This is a genomic window from Microbacterium sp. No. 7 (genome assembly GCF_001314225.1).
GTDB lineage: Bacteria > Actinomycetota > Actinomycetes > Actinomycetales > Microbacteriaceae > Microbacterium.
The window spans coordinates 805,725-822,591 of the sequence record NZ_CP012697.1; the positions used below are offsets into that span (position 1 = coordinate 805,725).

At 62.7% G+C, this 16,867-nt stretch carries 13 protein-coding genes; 11 read left to right on the forward strand and 2 right to left on the reverse strand.

What is annotated here, in order from left to right:
- Window positions 1-178 precede the first annotated feature (178 nt).
- From AOA12_RS22475 to AOA12_RS03655, 9 genes are all read left to right on the forward strand, one after another.
- The gene (locus tag AOA12_RS22475; protein ID WP_156366379.1) at window positions 179-1,471 is read left to right on the forward strand and encodes a sugar transferase; all 1,293 of its coding nucleotides are present in this window, start codon (window positions 179-181) and stop codon (window positions 1,469-1,471) included.
- Entirely contained in the window at window positions 1,468-2,565 is a 1,098-nt protein-coding gene (locus AOA12_RS22480; protein WP_082405898.1) for a glycosyltransferase, read from the forward strand. The genes AOA12_RS22475 and AOA12_RS22480 overlap by 4 nt, the downstream gene beginning before the upstream one ends.
- A 170-nt stretch (window positions 2,566-2,735) precedes the next feature.
- A complete protein-coding gene (locus AOA12_RS03630) occupies window positions 2,736-4,247 on the forward strand; it encodes an IS1182 family transposase (protein ID WP_442922247.1) in 1,512 nt (503 codons plus the stop codon).
- Window positions 4,248-4,429: 182 nt separating this feature from the next.
- Complete coding sequence (locus AOA12_RS22485) at window positions 4,430-5,392, forward strand: glycosyltransferase family 4 protein (RefSeq protein ID WP_197281046.1); 963 nt, start codon at window positions 4,430-4,432, stop codon at window positions 5,390-5,392.
- A gap of 125 nt (window positions 5,393-5,517) precedes the next feature.
- Entirely contained in the window at window positions 5,518-6,600 is a 1,083-nt protein-coding gene (locus AOA12_RS03640; protein WP_156366380.1) for a glycosyltransferase family 4 protein, read from the forward strand.
- The gene (locus AOA12_RS03645; RefSeq protein ID WP_082405900.1) at window positions 6,597-7,484 is read left to right on the forward strand and encodes a glycosyltransferase; all 888 of its coding nucleotides are present in this window, start codon (window positions 6,597-6,599) and stop codon (window positions 7,482-7,484) included. Before AOA12_RS03640 ends, AOA12_RS03645 begins: the two co-directional genes overlap by 4 nt.
- Entirely contained in the window at window positions 7,481-8,611 is a 1,131-nt protein-coding gene (locus AOA12_RS22490; RefSeq protein ID WP_082405901.1) for a glycosyltransferase, read from the forward strand. Before AOA12_RS03645 ends, AOA12_RS22490 begins: the two co-directional genes overlap by 4 nt.
- A 14-nt stretch (window positions 8,612-8,625) precedes the next feature.
- The gene (locus AOA12_RS03650; RefSeq protein WP_082405902.1) at window positions 8,626-9,948 is read left to right on the forward strand and encodes an oligosaccharide flippase family protein; all 1,323 of its coding nucleotides are present in this window, start codon (window positions 8,626-8,628) and stop codon (window positions 9,946-9,948) included.
- An 82-nt stretch (window positions 9,949-10,030) separates the two neighbouring features.
- Window positions 10,031-11,407 carry an O-antigen ligase family protein gene (locus AOA12_RS03655; RefSeq protein WP_156366381.1) on the forward strand — a complete coding sequence of 459 codons (1,377 nt, stop codon included), beginning with the start codon at window positions 10,031-10,033 and terminating at the stop codon, window positions 11,405-11,407.
- Between the two features lie 486 nt (window positions 11,408-11,893).
- Here the strand turns inward: AOA12_RS03655 and AOA12_RS03660 are convergent, their stop codons facing one another.
- Together AOA12_RS03660 and AOA12_RS03665 are read right to left on the reverse strand one after the other, a co-directional pair.
- Window positions 11,894-12,994, reverse strand: coding sequence for a glycosyltransferase (locus AOA12_RS03660; RefSeq protein ID WP_054680308.1), 1,101 nt, complete (start codon window positions 12,992-12,994; stop codon window positions 11,894-11,896).
- Window positions 12,991-14,475: a sugar transferase gene (locus AOA12_RS03665; RefSeq protein ID WP_054680311.1), complete on the reverse strand. Its 1,485-nt coding sequence runs from the start codon at window positions 14,473-14,475 to the stop codon at window positions 12,991-12,993. Before AOA12_RS03665 ends, AOA12_RS03660 begins: the two co-directional genes overlap by 4 nt.
- A 217-nt stretch (window positions 14,476-14,692) precedes the next feature.
- Here AOA12_RS03665 and AOA12_RS03670 point away from each other — a divergent pair, with 217 nt between their 5' ends.
- Together AOA12_RS03670 and AOA12_RS03675 are read left to right on the forward strand one after the other, a co-directional pair.
- Window positions 14,693-15,940 (forward strand): IS256 family transposase, encoded by a 1,248-nt coding sequence (locus tag AOA12_RS03670; RefSeq protein ID WP_054678492.1) that lies wholly within the window; start codon window positions 14,693-14,695, stop codon window positions 15,938-15,940.
- Window positions 15,941-16,430: 490 nt separating this feature from the next.
- The gene (locus tag AOA12_RS03675; protein WP_054680315.1) at window positions 16,431-16,748 is read left to right on the forward strand and encodes a hypothetical protein; all 318 of its coding nucleotides are present in this window, start codon (window positions 16,431-16,433) and stop codon (window positions 16,746-16,748) included.
- The last annotated feature ends 119 nt before the right edge of the window (window positions 16,749-16,867 follow it).

Genomic DNA, 16,867 nt, shown 5'->3' on the forward strand with positions numbered 1-16,867 from the left:
GGTCCTCTGCGCAAGGGGTGAGGATCGGGGCCGCCGACGCCATCACGAGGAGGACCGGCACGCGGCAGGCTTTCTGGCTGGTCGGCGATGCCTGCAACCCTACCTGCGCCACGCCGCCTGATAGCATAGCCCGGTCAGACGTCGTGTTTGGGGCGCTCTCTGTTCTAGAGGGCAGCGATTGACTGACTCTCGTGATTGCGCCAATGGGGAGGGCGACGAGCTGGTGCAGGGTACACATGAGCATCCGTGTGTCACAGTTGAGGAACTGCCGGCCAGTGCAGATCCAACCACTGAGCGCGAATCGGCTTCAGAACCGTGGCGGTTCGTCGCAATCGTCCCATATGTCGGACAGATCGATGTCTCGCGACGGTGTATTCGCGTCAGCTTTCCGTTGGGCGTCATCGTGCTCATCGCCTCGCGGCGGCGGTGGTGGCGATGGCCGGGTGCCCAGGAACACAGCTGGAGCACGACGTCTCGGGCGCTGCTCGTCGGCGACGAGGACTCGACCGAGCGTGTCCTGACAGACCATCGGCTGCAGACAGGGTTGATCATCGTTGGTGTCCGCGTTGCGGGTGTGGCGGCGGCTGAAGGCGAAGCCGGGCAGAGTGGCAGCCTTGTCGTGAGCGGGGTTGCTGACTTTGAGCGGGCCCTCGATGCTACGGGCGACGATACGGCCATGGTGTCGGGAGAAAGCGGGTTGTTGGCCAAACAGGTTCGTACGATGGGAGGGCGGCTCGAGATGGGGCACCGGTACCTCATTGTGGCTCCGCACATCACGGATATAGGCGGTCACTGTATTCGTGCTCGGCTGGTTGTGAGCCTTCCACTGATGCTTGTCGAGACACCGCGTCGTGCAGGCCAGCAAGTTCTCGCCAAACGAGGTTTTGGCTTGATCGGTTCAAGGCTGCTCTTGTTGCTGCTGTCTCTGACTCTTTTCACTGTCTCTGCGCTCGTGAAATTCATGAGCGCAGAGACGTTGATATATTGCCTAGAACGTATCTGCATGAACGAAATCACGTTTATGGGGCTAAGGCTCGGGTCCACGAACGTAGGTCCTGGCGCACAACTTGTAGATCTGCTCAAGGGGCAAGGGGAGCGTGATAGTCTGCTTTTCAAAACAGAGAGCGATCCGCGTATAGCTCCTGTTGGCCGCGTGCTGCGCAAATACTCTATCGACGAGCCTCCTCAGCTCATCAACGTCTTCCTCGGATCCGCGAGCCTCATAGGTTCTTACTCGCAGCGTGAGGGCGAGGTGACACTGCACGATTCAGTGGCTCATCGTAGGCTGGTCGTCAAACCAGGGATGAGTGGCCTCTGGCCGATGAGTGGCCGCTCCGCGTCGAAACGGGAGGATGTGATCAGGCTTGATCTCTACTGCTCCGAAAACTTATCGTTGACAGGTGGTATCAAAATATTGCTTCGCGCGTTCAAGGCCATCTTTCATCCGGGAAGACGGCGCACTGATCCATGAACGTGCTTGTTCTGCATATCGTTGATCGCAGTTCTGGAGGAGTGCCGGTTGCTGCGGCAACCTACATCGCTAACTCGCCTCCGGGGGTACGTCACGCTGTATGTGTTCCCCTGCGCGCCGGCGAGCCACCGGCCGCGTTCGATGCATCGGACGATGTCGAGTTTTTTGATCTCGGATCGACGTCGCCTGTGAGATACTGGAGGCGCGTGAGAGCGCTCGCGCGTACATTGCGACCGTCGATTGTGCACGCCCATTCCAGCGTCCCTGGTGTCGTCACGAGGGTCTCTCTGAGCTCACGACGCGTGCCGATTATCTACTCGCCACACGGCTTCGCCTTCGAGCGAACGACGTCGTCGACTATGTCACGATTTGCCGTACGCGCCATCGAAACTCTGCTTGGGCTGAACACAACTTTGATTGCTGCGTGCGGTAGGGGTGAACTGAGTGTCGCACGCCGTGTGGGTCGGTTCGCTCGTGGTGTCGATTGGGTACCGAACACCGCATCGATCGACAATTTTGCCGGTCGGTATTCCTCCGGGTTCGACGACGGTGCGGCGGTGCGTGTCTCTATGCTTGGTCGTGTCTCTCCCCAAAAGGATCCTGCATATTTTCGAACGACGATCGACCGAATGCGACGTTATGGCGTGGCGGTCGAGGCGACGTGGATCGGTGGCTCTGAAGCACCTGACGAGCCTCTGCCCGCGGCGCTGAGCGGCATTGTCGTCAGTGGCTGGCTGGCTCGAAACGACGTCGCCAAGGCCCTTGCCGCGACCGACCTCTACGTGCACAGCGCTGCCTGGGAGGGTTTTCCGATCGCTGTTCTGGATGCACACAGTGCAGGGTGTGCGATTCTTGTACGGAATATCAGTGCATTCGAGGGCATTGATCCGCTGCTGACGGTCGAGGGCGGCCTTGACCTGTTCCTTGAGGCGGTCGGCGGCGGAGCCTACCTGCAATGGGCGCAGGACAACCGCAGTCGTTGGGACGAGTACGTACGGGAGCAAGACGTGGATCACCAACGTGCGGCGCTGACGCGAATCTGGGGGCCTAGTGGCTCGGATCGAGAGCGAGGTGCGCGCAGTGGCGAAGCCTGAGCTTTCTCACATCGTTGTCAACGGACGGTTTCTCACCCAACCCCTCACCGGAGTGCAGCGGTTTGCTCGAGAAATTACACAAGAGTTGAGCTCGTTGGTCAGCCTAAAGGTCATAGTACCTGCAGGTGCCACTAGGTGCGTGGGTCAGATCCTTCCGTTAACGCGCCGGGGTGAATCCGGTGGATAGCGCGGGGTGCTGGGAGAATCGATTCATGACGGTGACTGCCAGCCTGGAGGGTCTGTTCGAGGTCGAGCCGGGTGAGGCGCGGGCGCCGGGCTCGGCTGCACCGGCGGGTGCGGGCAAGACGTTCCGTGGGTATGACCAGGGGCAGTGTTTCCTGCTCCCGCCGAGTCTGGATGACTGGCTGGACGAGGATGATGAGGCCCGGTTCATCTCCGAGGTCGTCGAAGAGCTCTTGGATCTGACGCCGGTCTACGCGTCGTACGCGTCCGCCTCGGGTGCGCCTCCGTATGACCCGCGGATGATGTTGAAGCTGCTGCTGTTCGCGTACGCGACGGGCGTGACCTCGTCTCGTGAGTTGGAGCGGCGCTGCAAGCGCGATATCGCCTTCCGGTGGCTGTCGGGCAACCAGGCGCCCGACTACCGGTCGCTGGCCCGGTTTCGTCGGCGTCACCTGGATGCCCTGCCGGGGTTGTTCCTGCAGGTGCTGCGGGTCTGCGCGGAGGCGGGGCTGGTGCGGTTGGGGCGTGTCGCGCTGGATGGCACGAAGCTGGCCGCGAACGCGTCGCGGCATAAGGCGATGAGCTACGACCGGATCGTGCCGAAGATCGATCAGCTCCAAGCCGAGGTCGCTGCGCTGCTCGCCGAGGCGGAGGCGGTCGATGAGGCCGAGGATCAGCAGTTCGGCCAGGACCGGCGCGGGGACGAGGTCGCCCCGGAGCTGGCCCGCCGTGAGGGGCGCCTGGCAAAACTACGTGCCGCGAAGGACGCGATCGAGGCCGACGCCGCCGAGAAGGCGGCAGCCGTAGCGCGGAAGAAGGCCGACGCCGCCGGTCAGCCCCCTGAACAGGCCGACGCGGCCGTCGCGACTGCAGTGGACACGGCGGCGCCGAAGCCGAAAGCGCAACGCAATTTCACCGATCCTGAGGCGCGGATGATGAAGACGGTCCGCGGCTTCGATTACGCGTTCAACGCGCAGGCCGTTGTCGATGAGGGCCACCAGATCGTGCTGAGCGCCGAGGTCACCCAGCAGGCCACCGATATCCAGCAGTTCGTCCCGATGGCCGAGCAGACCCTACGGAACCTCGACGCGGCAGGAATCGAGCGTTCCCCAGAGGTCGTCCTCGCTGACGCGGGCTACTGCTCGGAAGCCAACCTCGAAGCCGCCGACGATCTGGACGCACAGGTGTTGATCGCGACGGGACGGCAACGTCACGGCGAGAGCTTCCCTACCGCCGGCGCCCCGGACCCGGCCCCAGAGGACGCGAGCCGGCGGGAGCGGATGGCGCACGCGCTGCGCACCGAGCAGGGCCGCACCGACTACGCGCGCCGCAAAGCCATCGTTGAACCCGCGTTCGGGCAGATGAAGACCCGGCAAAACGCCGGACAGCTCCGGCTACGCGGACTCGCCGGCGCCCAAGGCGAATGGCTACTCCACACGATCTGCCACAACCTCCGCAAGCTCCGCGTCGCTACAGCCGCCGGGCTGGCGCCCGCATAGGCCTCCCCAGGGGTCCCGGGGCGTCACAGCACGCACCGACAGTCGCCACGAGCCCCTCGCCGTGCGATCCCGCACGCTCTCACACCGCAACGGCCCGCCCGTTCCCGTTCGCGACCGTCAGCGCGCGATGCCAGAGTCAACGCCGCGCGCCACGCCACCCGATTCTGACCCGCGCACCTAGCGTGCCGGACGCTCTTGGTGAAGCGCCTGTTGTTCGTCTTGGGGACGGTAGCGGTCAACGGTGGGAGCAGTTCTCGCTACCGCGGGTATTGCGCAGTCATGGCAAGCCCCTTCTGCTGAACCTAGCCAGCACGGGACCCGTCATCTATCACAATCAGATCGTCACGCACCACGATATTACCTATGTCAGGTTTCCTGAAAGCTTCTCACGTGGGTTCCGCATCTCTTATGCCGTTCTGATGCCGCTGTTGTTGAGGAACAACCGTGGTGTCATCACCGTGAGCGAATTCTCTCGGAAGGAGATCGGCGCGCACTATCGTATTCCGGTGGATCGCATCGACGTCGTGCCCAACGGTGTGACGGCCAGCGTCGTCCACGTCGATGCTGATGATAGCGGTATCGACGAGCCTCCGTACCTGCTCGCCGTGTCCTCCCCGAACAAACATAAGAACTTCACGGCGTTGATCGATGCCTTTGTTGCCGCTGATCTTCCTCGCGAGACACAACTACTGATCGTCGGGCAGCAGGACACGGTCTTTTCGCAGACGCACCGGCATCGGTCTGATCGAATCCGGTGGCTGGGGCGCGTCGACGACGCACAGCTGTCTCGGCTCTATCGGAACGCGACGGCCTTTGCATTCCCATCGCTCTATGAGGGTTTCGGCATTCCTCCGATTGAGGCGCAGCGGTCGGGTACTCCCGTAATCGCGGCGCGCGCCGCTTCGTTGCCGGAGGTGCTCGGTGACAGCGTACTGTGGTTCGATCCGTACGATACGCGTTCGATGACACGCGCCATCGAACGCGTGTTCACCGACAAAGAGCTGAGGCTCCTGCTTTCGGAGCGAGGCCAGGTGAATTCCGCACAGTACACATGGCGGTCGTCCGCTGAGCGTGTCGCAGCGATCGTCGCCCAGTTGCGATCGAAACAATCAGGTTTTCAGGGCAACGGAGGGACAACACCGTGACAGAGCTATCCCTCCCTAAGATTGCAGCGTCGATCGCGTTCGATGAGAACTCTCTACGCGCGATCGCACGCTTCGCACATGAGCGAGGGCTGCTCACTAGGCGAGCTATACGCAACTCGCGTGCCGTGCTCGACAAGGCGGCGCAGATCAATCGCTTCGTGCGCTCACCATGGGTTGACGAATATACCAATCGACACATCGCTAAGATCGATGCCGGAGCGTTGCCGGAGGATGAACTCGTATCCGTCACATCGGAGATGGTACGGCTCATCGGCGGTCCTATCCATTCGCCGTTGAACCATCGCATGGGCAACGCGACTTGGAAGACGGTGTACGATCGTCGTGCCAGTCGTGTTGATTTCGGCGACGCCGACTTTCTTTTCTCGATGCCAGGTTCGTCGCTGCTCACGTTCGCTGCCAACGCGCACCGCCGTTTGATTCTGCACGAGATCGACGCCCATCCGCGGGTCCGCAATCAAATGCTCGAGGAAGTATACGGGCAGCATCGTTCCCGCGCTGAGACCTATCCACGGAGTTTCGTCGAACGTATCGAGCGCGAGATGGAACTCGCCAACGTCGTGCTTGTGCCGGGACGCGTCGTGCGTGAGCAGATGCTGAGCAACGGTGTGCCTGAGTCGAAGGTGCGAACCGTCGCGTACGGCGTCGACCTCTCCGTCTTCCGGCCGCTCGAGTCGGTGCAACGGTCCGCGTCACGCCGACTTCAGGCGGTGTTCACAGGGCAGATCTCACTTCGTAAGGGTGTTCCGTTCCTTATTGAGGCCGTACGCGGTCAGCAAATTGACCTCACGCTCGTGGGTCAGATCTTTGATCGCGGCATCGTCGCGGAACTCCCAGAGAACGTTCGGCTTGCGGGAGTGCTTCCGTCCGCGGAGCTCGCCGCTCTATACTCCTCAATGGATGTCTTCGTGCTTCCCTCCATTGAGGACAACTTTGGCCTTGTCGTCACAGAAGCGGCGTCAGCGGGGCTCCCCGTAATCACGACATCGGCAGTGGGCGCAGCTGAGTACCTTTCCGACGTGCATACAATCGTGGAGCCTGGTAGCTCTCGTGCCCTCCGTACGGCGCTCGGCGACCGGCGCACGCTGACACGGGACGAGCGTCAGCTGATCGCGGCTGATGCTAGCAGCCTCGCCTGGCCCGATTGGGCGGACTACGCGGCAACCGTCATAAGAGAGGTCAGCAGATGAGCCGCCTGCGTGTGAGCGCAGTCATTCCTACGATCGGGCGGGACGAACTGTTCTCGACCGTGGAGTCGGTCCTCGCGCAGACAGTAGGACTGGCTGAGGTGATTGTGGCAGCGGATACGGCCGACGAACTCTCGCTGCCTGAGGATGAACGTGTGCGCGTACTGCGGACGGGACCTCGCGCAGGAGGGAACGTTGCTCGGATGGCGGGCATCCGTGCGGCAACGGGCGACTGCATCGCATTGCTCGATGACGACGACCTCTGGGACCCCGACAAACTGGAGCATCAGCTGGCGGAGATCAGCTGGCACATCGACGATCCTCTGGCAAACGACAGATGGGTGAGTTCGACGCTCGTGACTGAGCCTACGGGCCGGGTCTGGCCTGAGCGGCGGTACGCTGGCGAGCGTGTGCCGGAGTACTTGTTTCACAAGAAGAAAGTAAAGGGCGGCACTGGGGCCATGCACACCTCAACACTGCTCTTTCCCCGCTCATTGGTGATCGCGCATCCGTTCGACGAGTCGCTGCGCTTTCATCAGGACATCGATTGGCTGGCTCGTCTCGACCGCGAAGTTCCTGATATTCAGGTCGTGCAGGTGCAGGAGCCGCTGACCCGGCTGAGGTTCGGCGGCGAGTCGGTGTCGCGTGGCATCACCGCAGACCAATCTGCAGCGTGGGCTGGGCACGCCCTGGCGCATTCGACCGCTCAGGTCCAAGCAGATTTCCTGCTCACCGTTTCATATTTCCAAGCGTTGCGGTACCGCGACTGGAAGGCGGGCCTGCGCATGGTGCGGCTCGCGTTCCGACGAGGGCGGCCGAGCATCAACAGTCTCAGTGCCGTTGTAATTCTTCCAGCGAAGATCGCCTTGCGAGGATCGAAGATATGACCCCACCGCCGCTTGTGGCCGTGTTCCGCTCGGGACTGCTCGCCGGTTCTGAGACATTCGTGCGAACACAGGGCGACACGCTTCCAACGTGGCGCTCTGTCTTTGTGGGTTTCGAGCGCATCGAGTCCCCGCTGGCGCGCGACACCGATGTAATCCTGTATCGCTCGGCCGGTGGACGTGCGAGGGTGCGAGCGGCGAAGCTCTTTGCGCGCTCCGGCACGTTGCGTCGCTACCTCACGAGTGCGAGGCCCGACGTTCTGCATGCTCACTTTGGATTCGATGGCGCCGTCGTGCGGTCGGCTGCGCGTCGCGCGAACATACCACTGATAGTCACACTGCACGGCGCCGATGCGACGGCCGATGCACAGGCTGGAGGCTGGAGAGGTCCCCTCTATCGACGCCGCCTTCGCCGCCTTTTCGCCGATGCTGCCGTTGTTATCGCTGTGTCGCAGGCGATCGCCGAGCGTGCTCTCTCTCTGGGCGCGCCGGCGGAGAAGACCGTAGTGCACTATATTGGCATTCCGTCGGAAAGCGTGGGCGCCGCTCCCGAGGTGAGTATACGGAGCGGAGTGCTGTTCGTCGGGCGTTTGACGGAGAAGAAGGGCCTCGATGATCTCATCGCGGCTTATGCAGGCTTGCCTCCCGAACTACGTGAACGACAGCCGCTCACCGTGATCGGCGATGGACCAAAAGACTTGGATTACCGCGCATTGGCTCAACAGGCGACCGTCGATGTGAATTTTCTCGGTGCGCAACCCCCGAGCGAGGTGATTGCGGCCATGCGTGCATGTGCGGTGTTCTGTGCGCCGTCAAAGACAGCCGCGAACGGCGATACCGAGGGTCTGCCGATCGTTGTGCTCGAGGCGGCTCGTGAGGGCGCCCCTATCGTTGCGACCCGTCACTCAGGGATTCCTGAGGCTGTCGTTGATGGCCAAACAGGCGTTCTGGTTGACGAGGGCGACGTGGAGGCGCTGCGCCGAGCGCTGGAATCGATGCTGACCGATCGGGCAAGGGCTGAGACTATGGCTCGTGCTGGAAGGGCTTGGGTGATATCCGAGTTCAATACGGCCAAACAGTCGGAGAAGCTCGAGCGACTGTACGTTCGAGCACGCGAGCGACGTGCATAGGAAGGCTGCGCGGGATGAATCGAGAAAGAGGGTTTAGCGCGAACGTCGCGGTGACAGTGCTAGGGCAGCTTGCGCTTCCGCTGTCGACATTCGTCACGGCCCCGGTTCTCGCTCGCGCACTAGGCGTTGAAGGGCGCGGTGAGTTGGCGGCGGCAACGGCCCCGTATATGTTCCTCGCCACGCTTGCGACGTTCGGCATCACCGAGGCGATCGCCGTAGTCGCCGCATCGTCTCCGCGCCTTGCACGTCGTGCGACCTCTAACGGCCTCATCATCCTAACGATATGCGGGTCGTTGGCAGCCGTGCTGAGTGTCCTCTTTGCGCCATTGCTATCTGCTGGTATCGACCATGTCGCGTTCTCCATCGCCCTCGCGGGGCTTGCTATCCCCCCGACGGTTCTAGTGGGCGGACTTCGCGGGCTCGCGCAGGGACTGCAAAGATGGGGCGCGGTGGCCGTGGAGCGACTGATCACAGCGGTTATTCGTGTCGCGGTTATCTTCGGGGCGTTTTTTCTTGGGCAGCTGACCTTTGCTGTGGGTGTCGCTGCGATTGCTATCGCGCCGATCATCGGGGTTGTCGCCTACTTGTCTGTGATTCGACAGGCGCGGGCAGACTCACGGACGTCGGAGACGGCCGATGTGGCGAAGGCATCGATAAAGTCGCTCGCAAGCTTTGGGTTTCGCCAGTGGCTGGGGTCGGTGTCGGGGGTCTTGCTCAGCCGAATCGATCAACTCTTGATCGCACCGCTCGCCGGCGCGTATCAACTCGGTCTCTATGCTGTCGCTGTCAACGTCGCTGACGTGACTCTGCTCGTCAATCACGCAGTGCGCGATGTTGTCATGTCGAGCGACGCCGCAGAACGTTCCAACATCCGGCTTCTGCGGGCTGCCCGAGTTTCTTTTCTTATCTCCGGTGTCGTAGGGGTGGCGATTGCGATCACGGTTCCATTTTGGCTGCCGTGGCTGTTCGGCGCCGAGTTTGGCGCCGCGACGGTTGCGACCATCCTGCTGATTGTCGCTTCGGTGCTGGGAATTCCTGGGTCTGTCGCGGGCGCAGGGCTTGCAGCACGGGGTCGCCCGGAACTGCGTAGCGTATCGATTTTCGTTGCATTGATCGCGAATGTTGTTCTCGTCATCGCTCTCACGCCCTCGCTGGGTGCGCTTGGCGCAGCGGGCGCAACGCTAGCCGGCAACGTCGTGGCAGCAAACCTCAATATCTGGTTCTGTCACAAGCACTACGGCATCGCAGCTTTCGATTTCTATCGGCTCGGATCTCAGGATGTGCGTGACGTGGTCGGCATCGGCCGACAGCTGATGGATCGACTGCGACGTAGGTGACACGGCTCATGCTGTAGCATGGGTATGTTTCGTGCCGCGCTGTGGAAGCTGCTGGTGCTTGGGGGTCGCTGAGGGGGGCGTCGTGGATATTCTCATGGCGTTGCTTGTGCCCGTAGCGGCCTTCTTCGTTGGCGCGCTGTTCGTTTTCATCCCGAGCAGGCTTCTGTGGAACACGTTCGCTCTGCTGAGTTCGATCAACCCGACGAGCATCTCGGTTCCCGCCGGAGCGCCGGCGATCTTCTCCTTGGCCACTGTTCTGAAAACGGGCCGACACTTCCTGCAGGCCCTGGCGGCCCCGGCGACTTTACTTCTGCTGGCGCTCGCCGTTTGGTATTTTTTCTCTGCCCTTTGGTCGCCTCGTGCAACCGGTGCCCTGACGACAGGAGTGGCGGTACTCGGAGTGGTCGCCGCCGCTGCTCTCAGCGCGGCTGCATGCGACGGTGATCCTCGCGCTCTCATCCGCCGTATGATGATCGTCTTGGCCCCACTGGCCATTCTGCAGTCTCTGGCCACGATCATTTTTCGAGTAAATCCTGCGATCGAAGACTCCTATTTTCGATCTGAGTTTTTTCACTTGCTGCTGGGTGATGACGCTGCGTTTCTATTTACAACGCGAACCAACAATGTGACCGACCCTGAGAAAGCGGGTGGTCTGCTGTTTGTCAACGGTAACCGAGCTTCAATGGTCATGGCTGTGTGGGCGCTCATGTACCTTGCTATGTGGTTTCAGCGTCGCGCCGCATGGACTCTTTTCATGGCAGCGGTGTGCATGGGTGGCGCATTGGCAACGAGTTCGAAGACAGCGATCGTGCTGGCTATTATCGTTCCAGTCATCTTTTTCCTACTCCCGTGGGTCGTTGCCGGCGCGCGATCACCGCTATCCGTTCTGCTCGGTTTGGTGCTCATGGGCGGCTTTGCATTTCTAACTGTGCGGTTGGCCGACTATCTGCCACAGGCGTTGACGGGTGCTGAGCAGTCGGCGGAAGATCGTGCGAACTTCGCCAATGCCGCTGCTGGCTACTTCTCAGAACAGCCCTTCTTCGGGCTCGGGTTTGGTGGGTGGGAAGCCGCGTGGGCACAAGACGCACACAGCTTTGGTATGCGCCCCGACCTCCCTCCGCACAACTTCGTGATCGCGGGTTGGGCGAACGCAGGAGTGATCGCCGTCGCCCTCTTTTTTGCCGTCATCGCTGTTCTAGTGTTCCAGTATCTAAAGCTCATGAGAGAGGCAGACTCGTCCAGGCAGGCTCGCGCATTTAGTATGCAGCTCGGAGCGATAGCCTGGATGGTTGCGCACGCAACATTTGACAATACTGATTTCTACGGGGTGCCTAACACTATCCCTGTTTTTGCGATTCTCGTGACGCAGGCCGGGATTCTTTTGCGGCAGCAGAAGCTTAGGGCGGAAGAAAGAAGTGTAGCAACTTCGGAAGCGCGTCCGCGACTGCGGAAATCGTAGCGCTCGACGGAGAGCGAAAGGCAAGGGGCTGACCCTTGTTTTGGGACACGTGAGATCCAGCGCTGTGACGTCTCGGGATTTTGGTGACAGTCGGGGAATCCGATGTGCCCGTTCACGCCCCCGATGTCGCCGCTTGATGACGGGTTTGTTATTCAGTGGGCGAGGGAAGCGACTCGGTATCGGATCAGGGCATGGCCAAGGCATGAGATCTTGGGCATCGGGCAGGTGAGGAATGTTTCGAGTACTTGCTCAGCGATGTGCGTCCGACGGCATGGTTGTGGTGCGTGTGGGCGCCGCGAAGCTGCTGGGCAGCGTGTCAAGCGTCGTTGAACTCGACGTGCTCTGCGGGTTCTTACACCATGGACTTCGTGGACCGGTTGGCCTGGCTCTTTGATGGGGGTGACGGTTTCTGCTCGGCGGACGTACTGCCGCCCGGCGGCGGACGTACGGGCCATTCACGCCCGGCTCCAATACGCGCCGCGCGATTCAGCTTGCGACAAACTCCTGAATGTTTCGCTGAAACACAGAAAGACTGTACTCGGCTGTCGCAGCGGGACCGTCGAATGCTGGTAAATCAAGGGCGCGGACCAACGCATGGGCTAGGTCAGTGGCATCTGTTGACTCAGCAACGACTCCCGTTTCACCGTCCACGAACGTCTCGAGCTGCCCGCCGACGGGACCGGTCACGACGGGTGTTCCGAGGACCTGGGCCTCGACGGGAACGATCCCGAAGTCTTCGATCGCAGGAAAGACGAACACGCTCGCGCGCTCGTAGAGCGCCCACAGCAACGAATCTGATGGCGAGTGCACGATCTGCACGGGGACTGACGCCTCACCGGCTTGTGCGCGCAACAACTCTTCGTCCGGACCACGACCCGCGATCACCGCTGGGACATTCGCTGCCTCTGCCGCCGCGATCACCAGATCGAGCCGCTTGTACGGGACGAACCGTGAGGCGCCGAGCACGAACACCTCTGGGAGGGCGTCGAGCAACCGACGTTCATCGTCGGTGAGTCGCGCCGACCACTCATGGATACGAGCAATGCGTTCCACTTCGACAGGCGGATGGATGACGACGGCATCACGCTCCCAAGCGTCTTGCACACGTCGCCGAACGAAAGCACTGTTGGCCGCGATCGCTGCGGCCTCCGCCGCACGATGACGGTCGATAAGTTTGAATAGGGGAGCGACTGCCCTGATCATCGCGCTTGCGCCGCGCTCGTCATACTCCGGCGTCCAGATGTACCGGGCGGGACTATGCACGTAGACGAGTTCTGGAATGTCTTGGCCTCGAATGCGCGCATGATGAGCGAAGAGATGCGAACTAACGAGCATCCAGTCGTAGGCGCGGTCGGCTTTCAGCATGCGCCAGGTGGGTACCGTGAAAGGCAGCGCCAGCGCCTTGCTGCGCCGGATCGGCGTGCGCGCGATCCATGTCTCGCGCAGATTGCGATCGGCGAGCCGATGCGGCGCATCGGTCCACAGACATTGGATGTCGGCGTCCGGGAACGCGTCGGCCATCGCCTCGAGCACGTTCTCGGAGCCGCCAGACGGAGCGATCCACTCGTGGACGAGCAGTCCTGTCAATGCGCCGTCTCCCCGGGGGCGACAACCGCCTTGAACGTGCGCAGCAGGATGTTGACGTCGCCCGTGAGTGACCAGTTCTCCACGTAGTAGAGGTCGAGGCGGATGGCATCTTCCCAGCTGAGCGCGGAGCGACCGCTCACCTGCCACAGCCCGCTCATGCCGGGCTTGACGATGAGGCGGCGACGAGCGGCGTCGTCGTAGAGCTCGACCTCGCCCTCGCGCTGCGGGCGGGGGCCGACGAGGCTCATGCTGCCGAGGAACACGTTGACCAGCTGGGGGAGCTCGTCGAGCGAGTACTTGCGCAGCACGCGGCCGACCTTGGTGATGCGCGGGTCGTTCTCGACCTTGAAGAGCGGGGTGTCGCTCGTGCCCTGCTGGGCGAGCAGCTCGGCGAGCATGTCGTCGGCATCGGGGATCATCGACCGGAACTTGAGCATCTGGAACGGCTTGCCGTTGAGGCCGATGCGTTCCTGCCCGTAGAAGATCGGGCCAGGGCTCGACAGCCGCACGAGCAGCATGATGAGAAGGAAGACCGGCGAGAGCAGCAGCAGCAGCGTGCCGGAGCCGAGGATGTCGAACGCACGCTTGAGCACGACCTGGCGACCCGTGTAGCGAGGAGTCTCCACGTGCATGAGGGGCAGGCCTGCGACGGGGCGTGTGTGGATGCGGGGGCCGCCGATGTCGGTGAGGTTGGGCGCCATGATGAGGTGGTGCTGGCCGGCCTCGAGCTGCCAGCTCAGCTCGCGCACCTTGCCGGCGGGCAGGCCGCTCTCGCCCGAGATGAGCACCGTGTCGGCACCGGTGACGCGCAGCGCGTCGATCATGTGGTCGAGGTTGCCCAGCACCGGAACACCTGTGTCACCGAGCGTTCCGCCGACGAGGCCCGACGGCGAGCATGCGCCGACGACGACGTAGCCGGCGGCCGGCTGGCTGTTCAACTCAGTGAGGATGCGCTCACTGGCCTCTTCCTCGCCGATCAGCAGCACGCGGGAGATCATCTCGCCGCGCCGCCGACGTCCGCGCAGCCATGCGCGCCACGCCCAGCGTGACAGGATGAGAAGCGCCAGCCCAAGAGGCATGCTGATGAGGATGTACCCGCGCGACACATCGACCATCGCAAGGTAGGACACGATCGCAATGAGGCCGAAGAGCCGTAGGGCGCCATCGACGATCGCCCTGTACTCGGCGCTGCCGTAGCCGATCACGCGCGGGCTACGAGTGCCATAGAGCGAGAGCATCAGCATCCAGCTCGCGATGAGCAGAAGGGACAGCCAGGTGTAATCCAGATAGTCGGCGCCGGCAACCCCCCTCGTATGGCTGCCAAGCCAGAAGACTTGCGTGCCGAAGACAGTGAGCGTCACGATCACGAAGTCGCTGATGACGAGCCTCGTCGCGTAGTCTCGCTGCCACCTGTCGGCGACAGGCGGCAGCAGTATGCTCCCCGATTCCGTGCGGCGTGGCTCTGTGGCGTGCACAGTCATCGACGTTCCTCCCCAAGACCCCGACCCGGCCGGGACCGTTGCGCGTGCCCGCCCGTGTAAACACGGGCTTTTCCCCAAAAGCACGGCAAGTCCCCAAGTAGTGCCCCTTAACGTGGTGTAGCGCGCGGTGGCTGCCGGTCCTGTCTTGGACGTGGGCGCGGTCACCGTGTGATCCTTCGAGGAAACTCTCACATCCCACTCGAAAGGCATCATCACGATGACCGCACCTCATATTGTCGACCCTGCCCGCCTGCTCGGTGAAGCCCTTGCCGACGGATCTCCCGATCTGATGCGGCAGTTGCTGCAGACGATGATCAACGCGCTGCTGTCCGCCGACGCGGACGCTGTTGTCGGCGCCGAATGGGGCAAGCCCAGCCCCGACCGCACCGCCCAACGCAACGGCTACCGGCACCGCGACCTGGACACTCGTGTCGGCACGATCGACGTTCAGATCCCGAAGCTGCGCACCGGAACCTACTTCCCGGAGTGGTTGCTGGAGCGCCGTAAGCGGGCCGAGACGGCGCTGATCACCGTGGTCGCGGACTGCTACCTCGCCGGCGTCTCCACCCGACGGATGGACAAGCTCGTGAAGACTCTCGGGATCCACTCGCTGTCGAAGTCGCAGGTCTCGCGGATGGCGGCGGACCTCGACGAGCACGTCGACCAGTTCCGTCACCGCCCGCTCGATGATGCAGGCCCGTTCACGTTCGTCGCCGCCGACGCGCTCACCATGAAGGTCCGCGAAGGCGGCCGCGTGATCAACGCGGTCGTGCTCATCGCGACCGGCGTGAATGGGGACGGGCATCGCGAAGTCCTCGGCCTGCGCGTGGCGACCAGCGAGACCGGGGCGGCCTGGAACTCGTTCTTCGCCGACCTCGTCGCCCGCGGCCTCGGCGGGGTCCGCCTGGTCACCTCCGACGCGCACGCCGGGCTGGTGGAAGCGATCTCGGCGAACCTGCCCGGAGCTGTCTGGCAGAGATGCAGAACCCACTACGCGGCGAACCTGATGAGCGTGACACCGAAGGCCATGTGGCCGGCGGTGAAAGCGATGCTGCACTCCGTCTACGACCAGCCCGACAAGGACGCCGTGCACGCCCAGTTCGACCGGCTGCTGGACTACGTCGACGGGAAACTCCCCGACGCGTTCGAGCACCTCGACGCCGCGAGGGCGGACATCCTCGCGTTCACCGGGTTCCCCGACGGGCTCTGGCAGCAGATTTGGTCGAACAATCCGAACGAGCGCCTCAACCGGGAGATCCGCCGCCGCACCGATTCCGTGGGCATCTTCCCCAATCGCGACGCGATCATCCGCCTCGTCGGCGCGGTCCTCGCCGAGCAGACTGACGAATGGGTCGAGGGCCGCCGCTACCTCGGCCTCGAGATCCTTGCCAAGTCCCGCCTCACCCTCGTCGCCGACACCGGAGAGGAGGTGAACACCGACACCGTCCTCGAGCTCAGCGCCTAACCGAAATCAACAACAGAAGGATCACCGTCCGCTACACCACGTCCCGGGGCTTGACCAGTCCCCAGGATAGCAGTGCGTTTGTGACGTGCACGTGTCGGTGTCAGACCGGCGTCAAGAGGTGACAAAGCTGCGCCGACAGGCGACATCGACATGTGGTGATGCATCGTCGAGACTTGCTGGCGATATGGATGCCGGGGTTATGGGTATCGTGAGCCTTAAATGGGTTTCGATACGGTCCCGCCTCCGGCGGGACCTACTCAACCAGCGGGGGTACTCAACCGGCGGGGCCTGCTCGACCGGCGGGGCCTGCTCGACCAGCGTCGGGGCGGCGGCGCCGCCGCATGATACAAGCTCACCGCTGCGGGGCTGAGTCCTCGTCCACAATCGGGTCATCGCGCGATCTGTCCACGAATGCGGAGGATCGCAAGATCGTCGCCTCGCACATCTGGCATTCTCGGTCGCACCGAGCGAGAATGAAGGAGTGGACCCCATGAACGATCCCCAGATCTGGACCCTGATCGCGGTCTTCGGCACGATCATGATCGGCGGGCTCACACTGTCGACGACCCTCATCAACCGATCGACGCAGGCGCAGGTCAACGGGCTCCGCGGTGAGCTGGATGCGCAGATCGGCGGGCTCCGCGGTGAGCTGGATGCGCAGATCGGCGGGCTCCGCGGCGAGCTGAGTGCACGCTTCGACGCCGTGCACAGCCGTCTCGACACGATCGACGCGAAGATCACCCATCTCGATCGCGATGTGACCTGGCTGATGAATCGCGCCTGGGGCGAGCCGTCCTCCGACCGATGATGCCGCGCTACGACCGGCTCGACGATCTCGGCGATCAAGCCCGCCGTCTACCAGCTCACAGCGCGCAGGAGTCCGGCAGCGCTCGCGCCGCGGTGAATGCTGCTCCCCCGATCAAACAT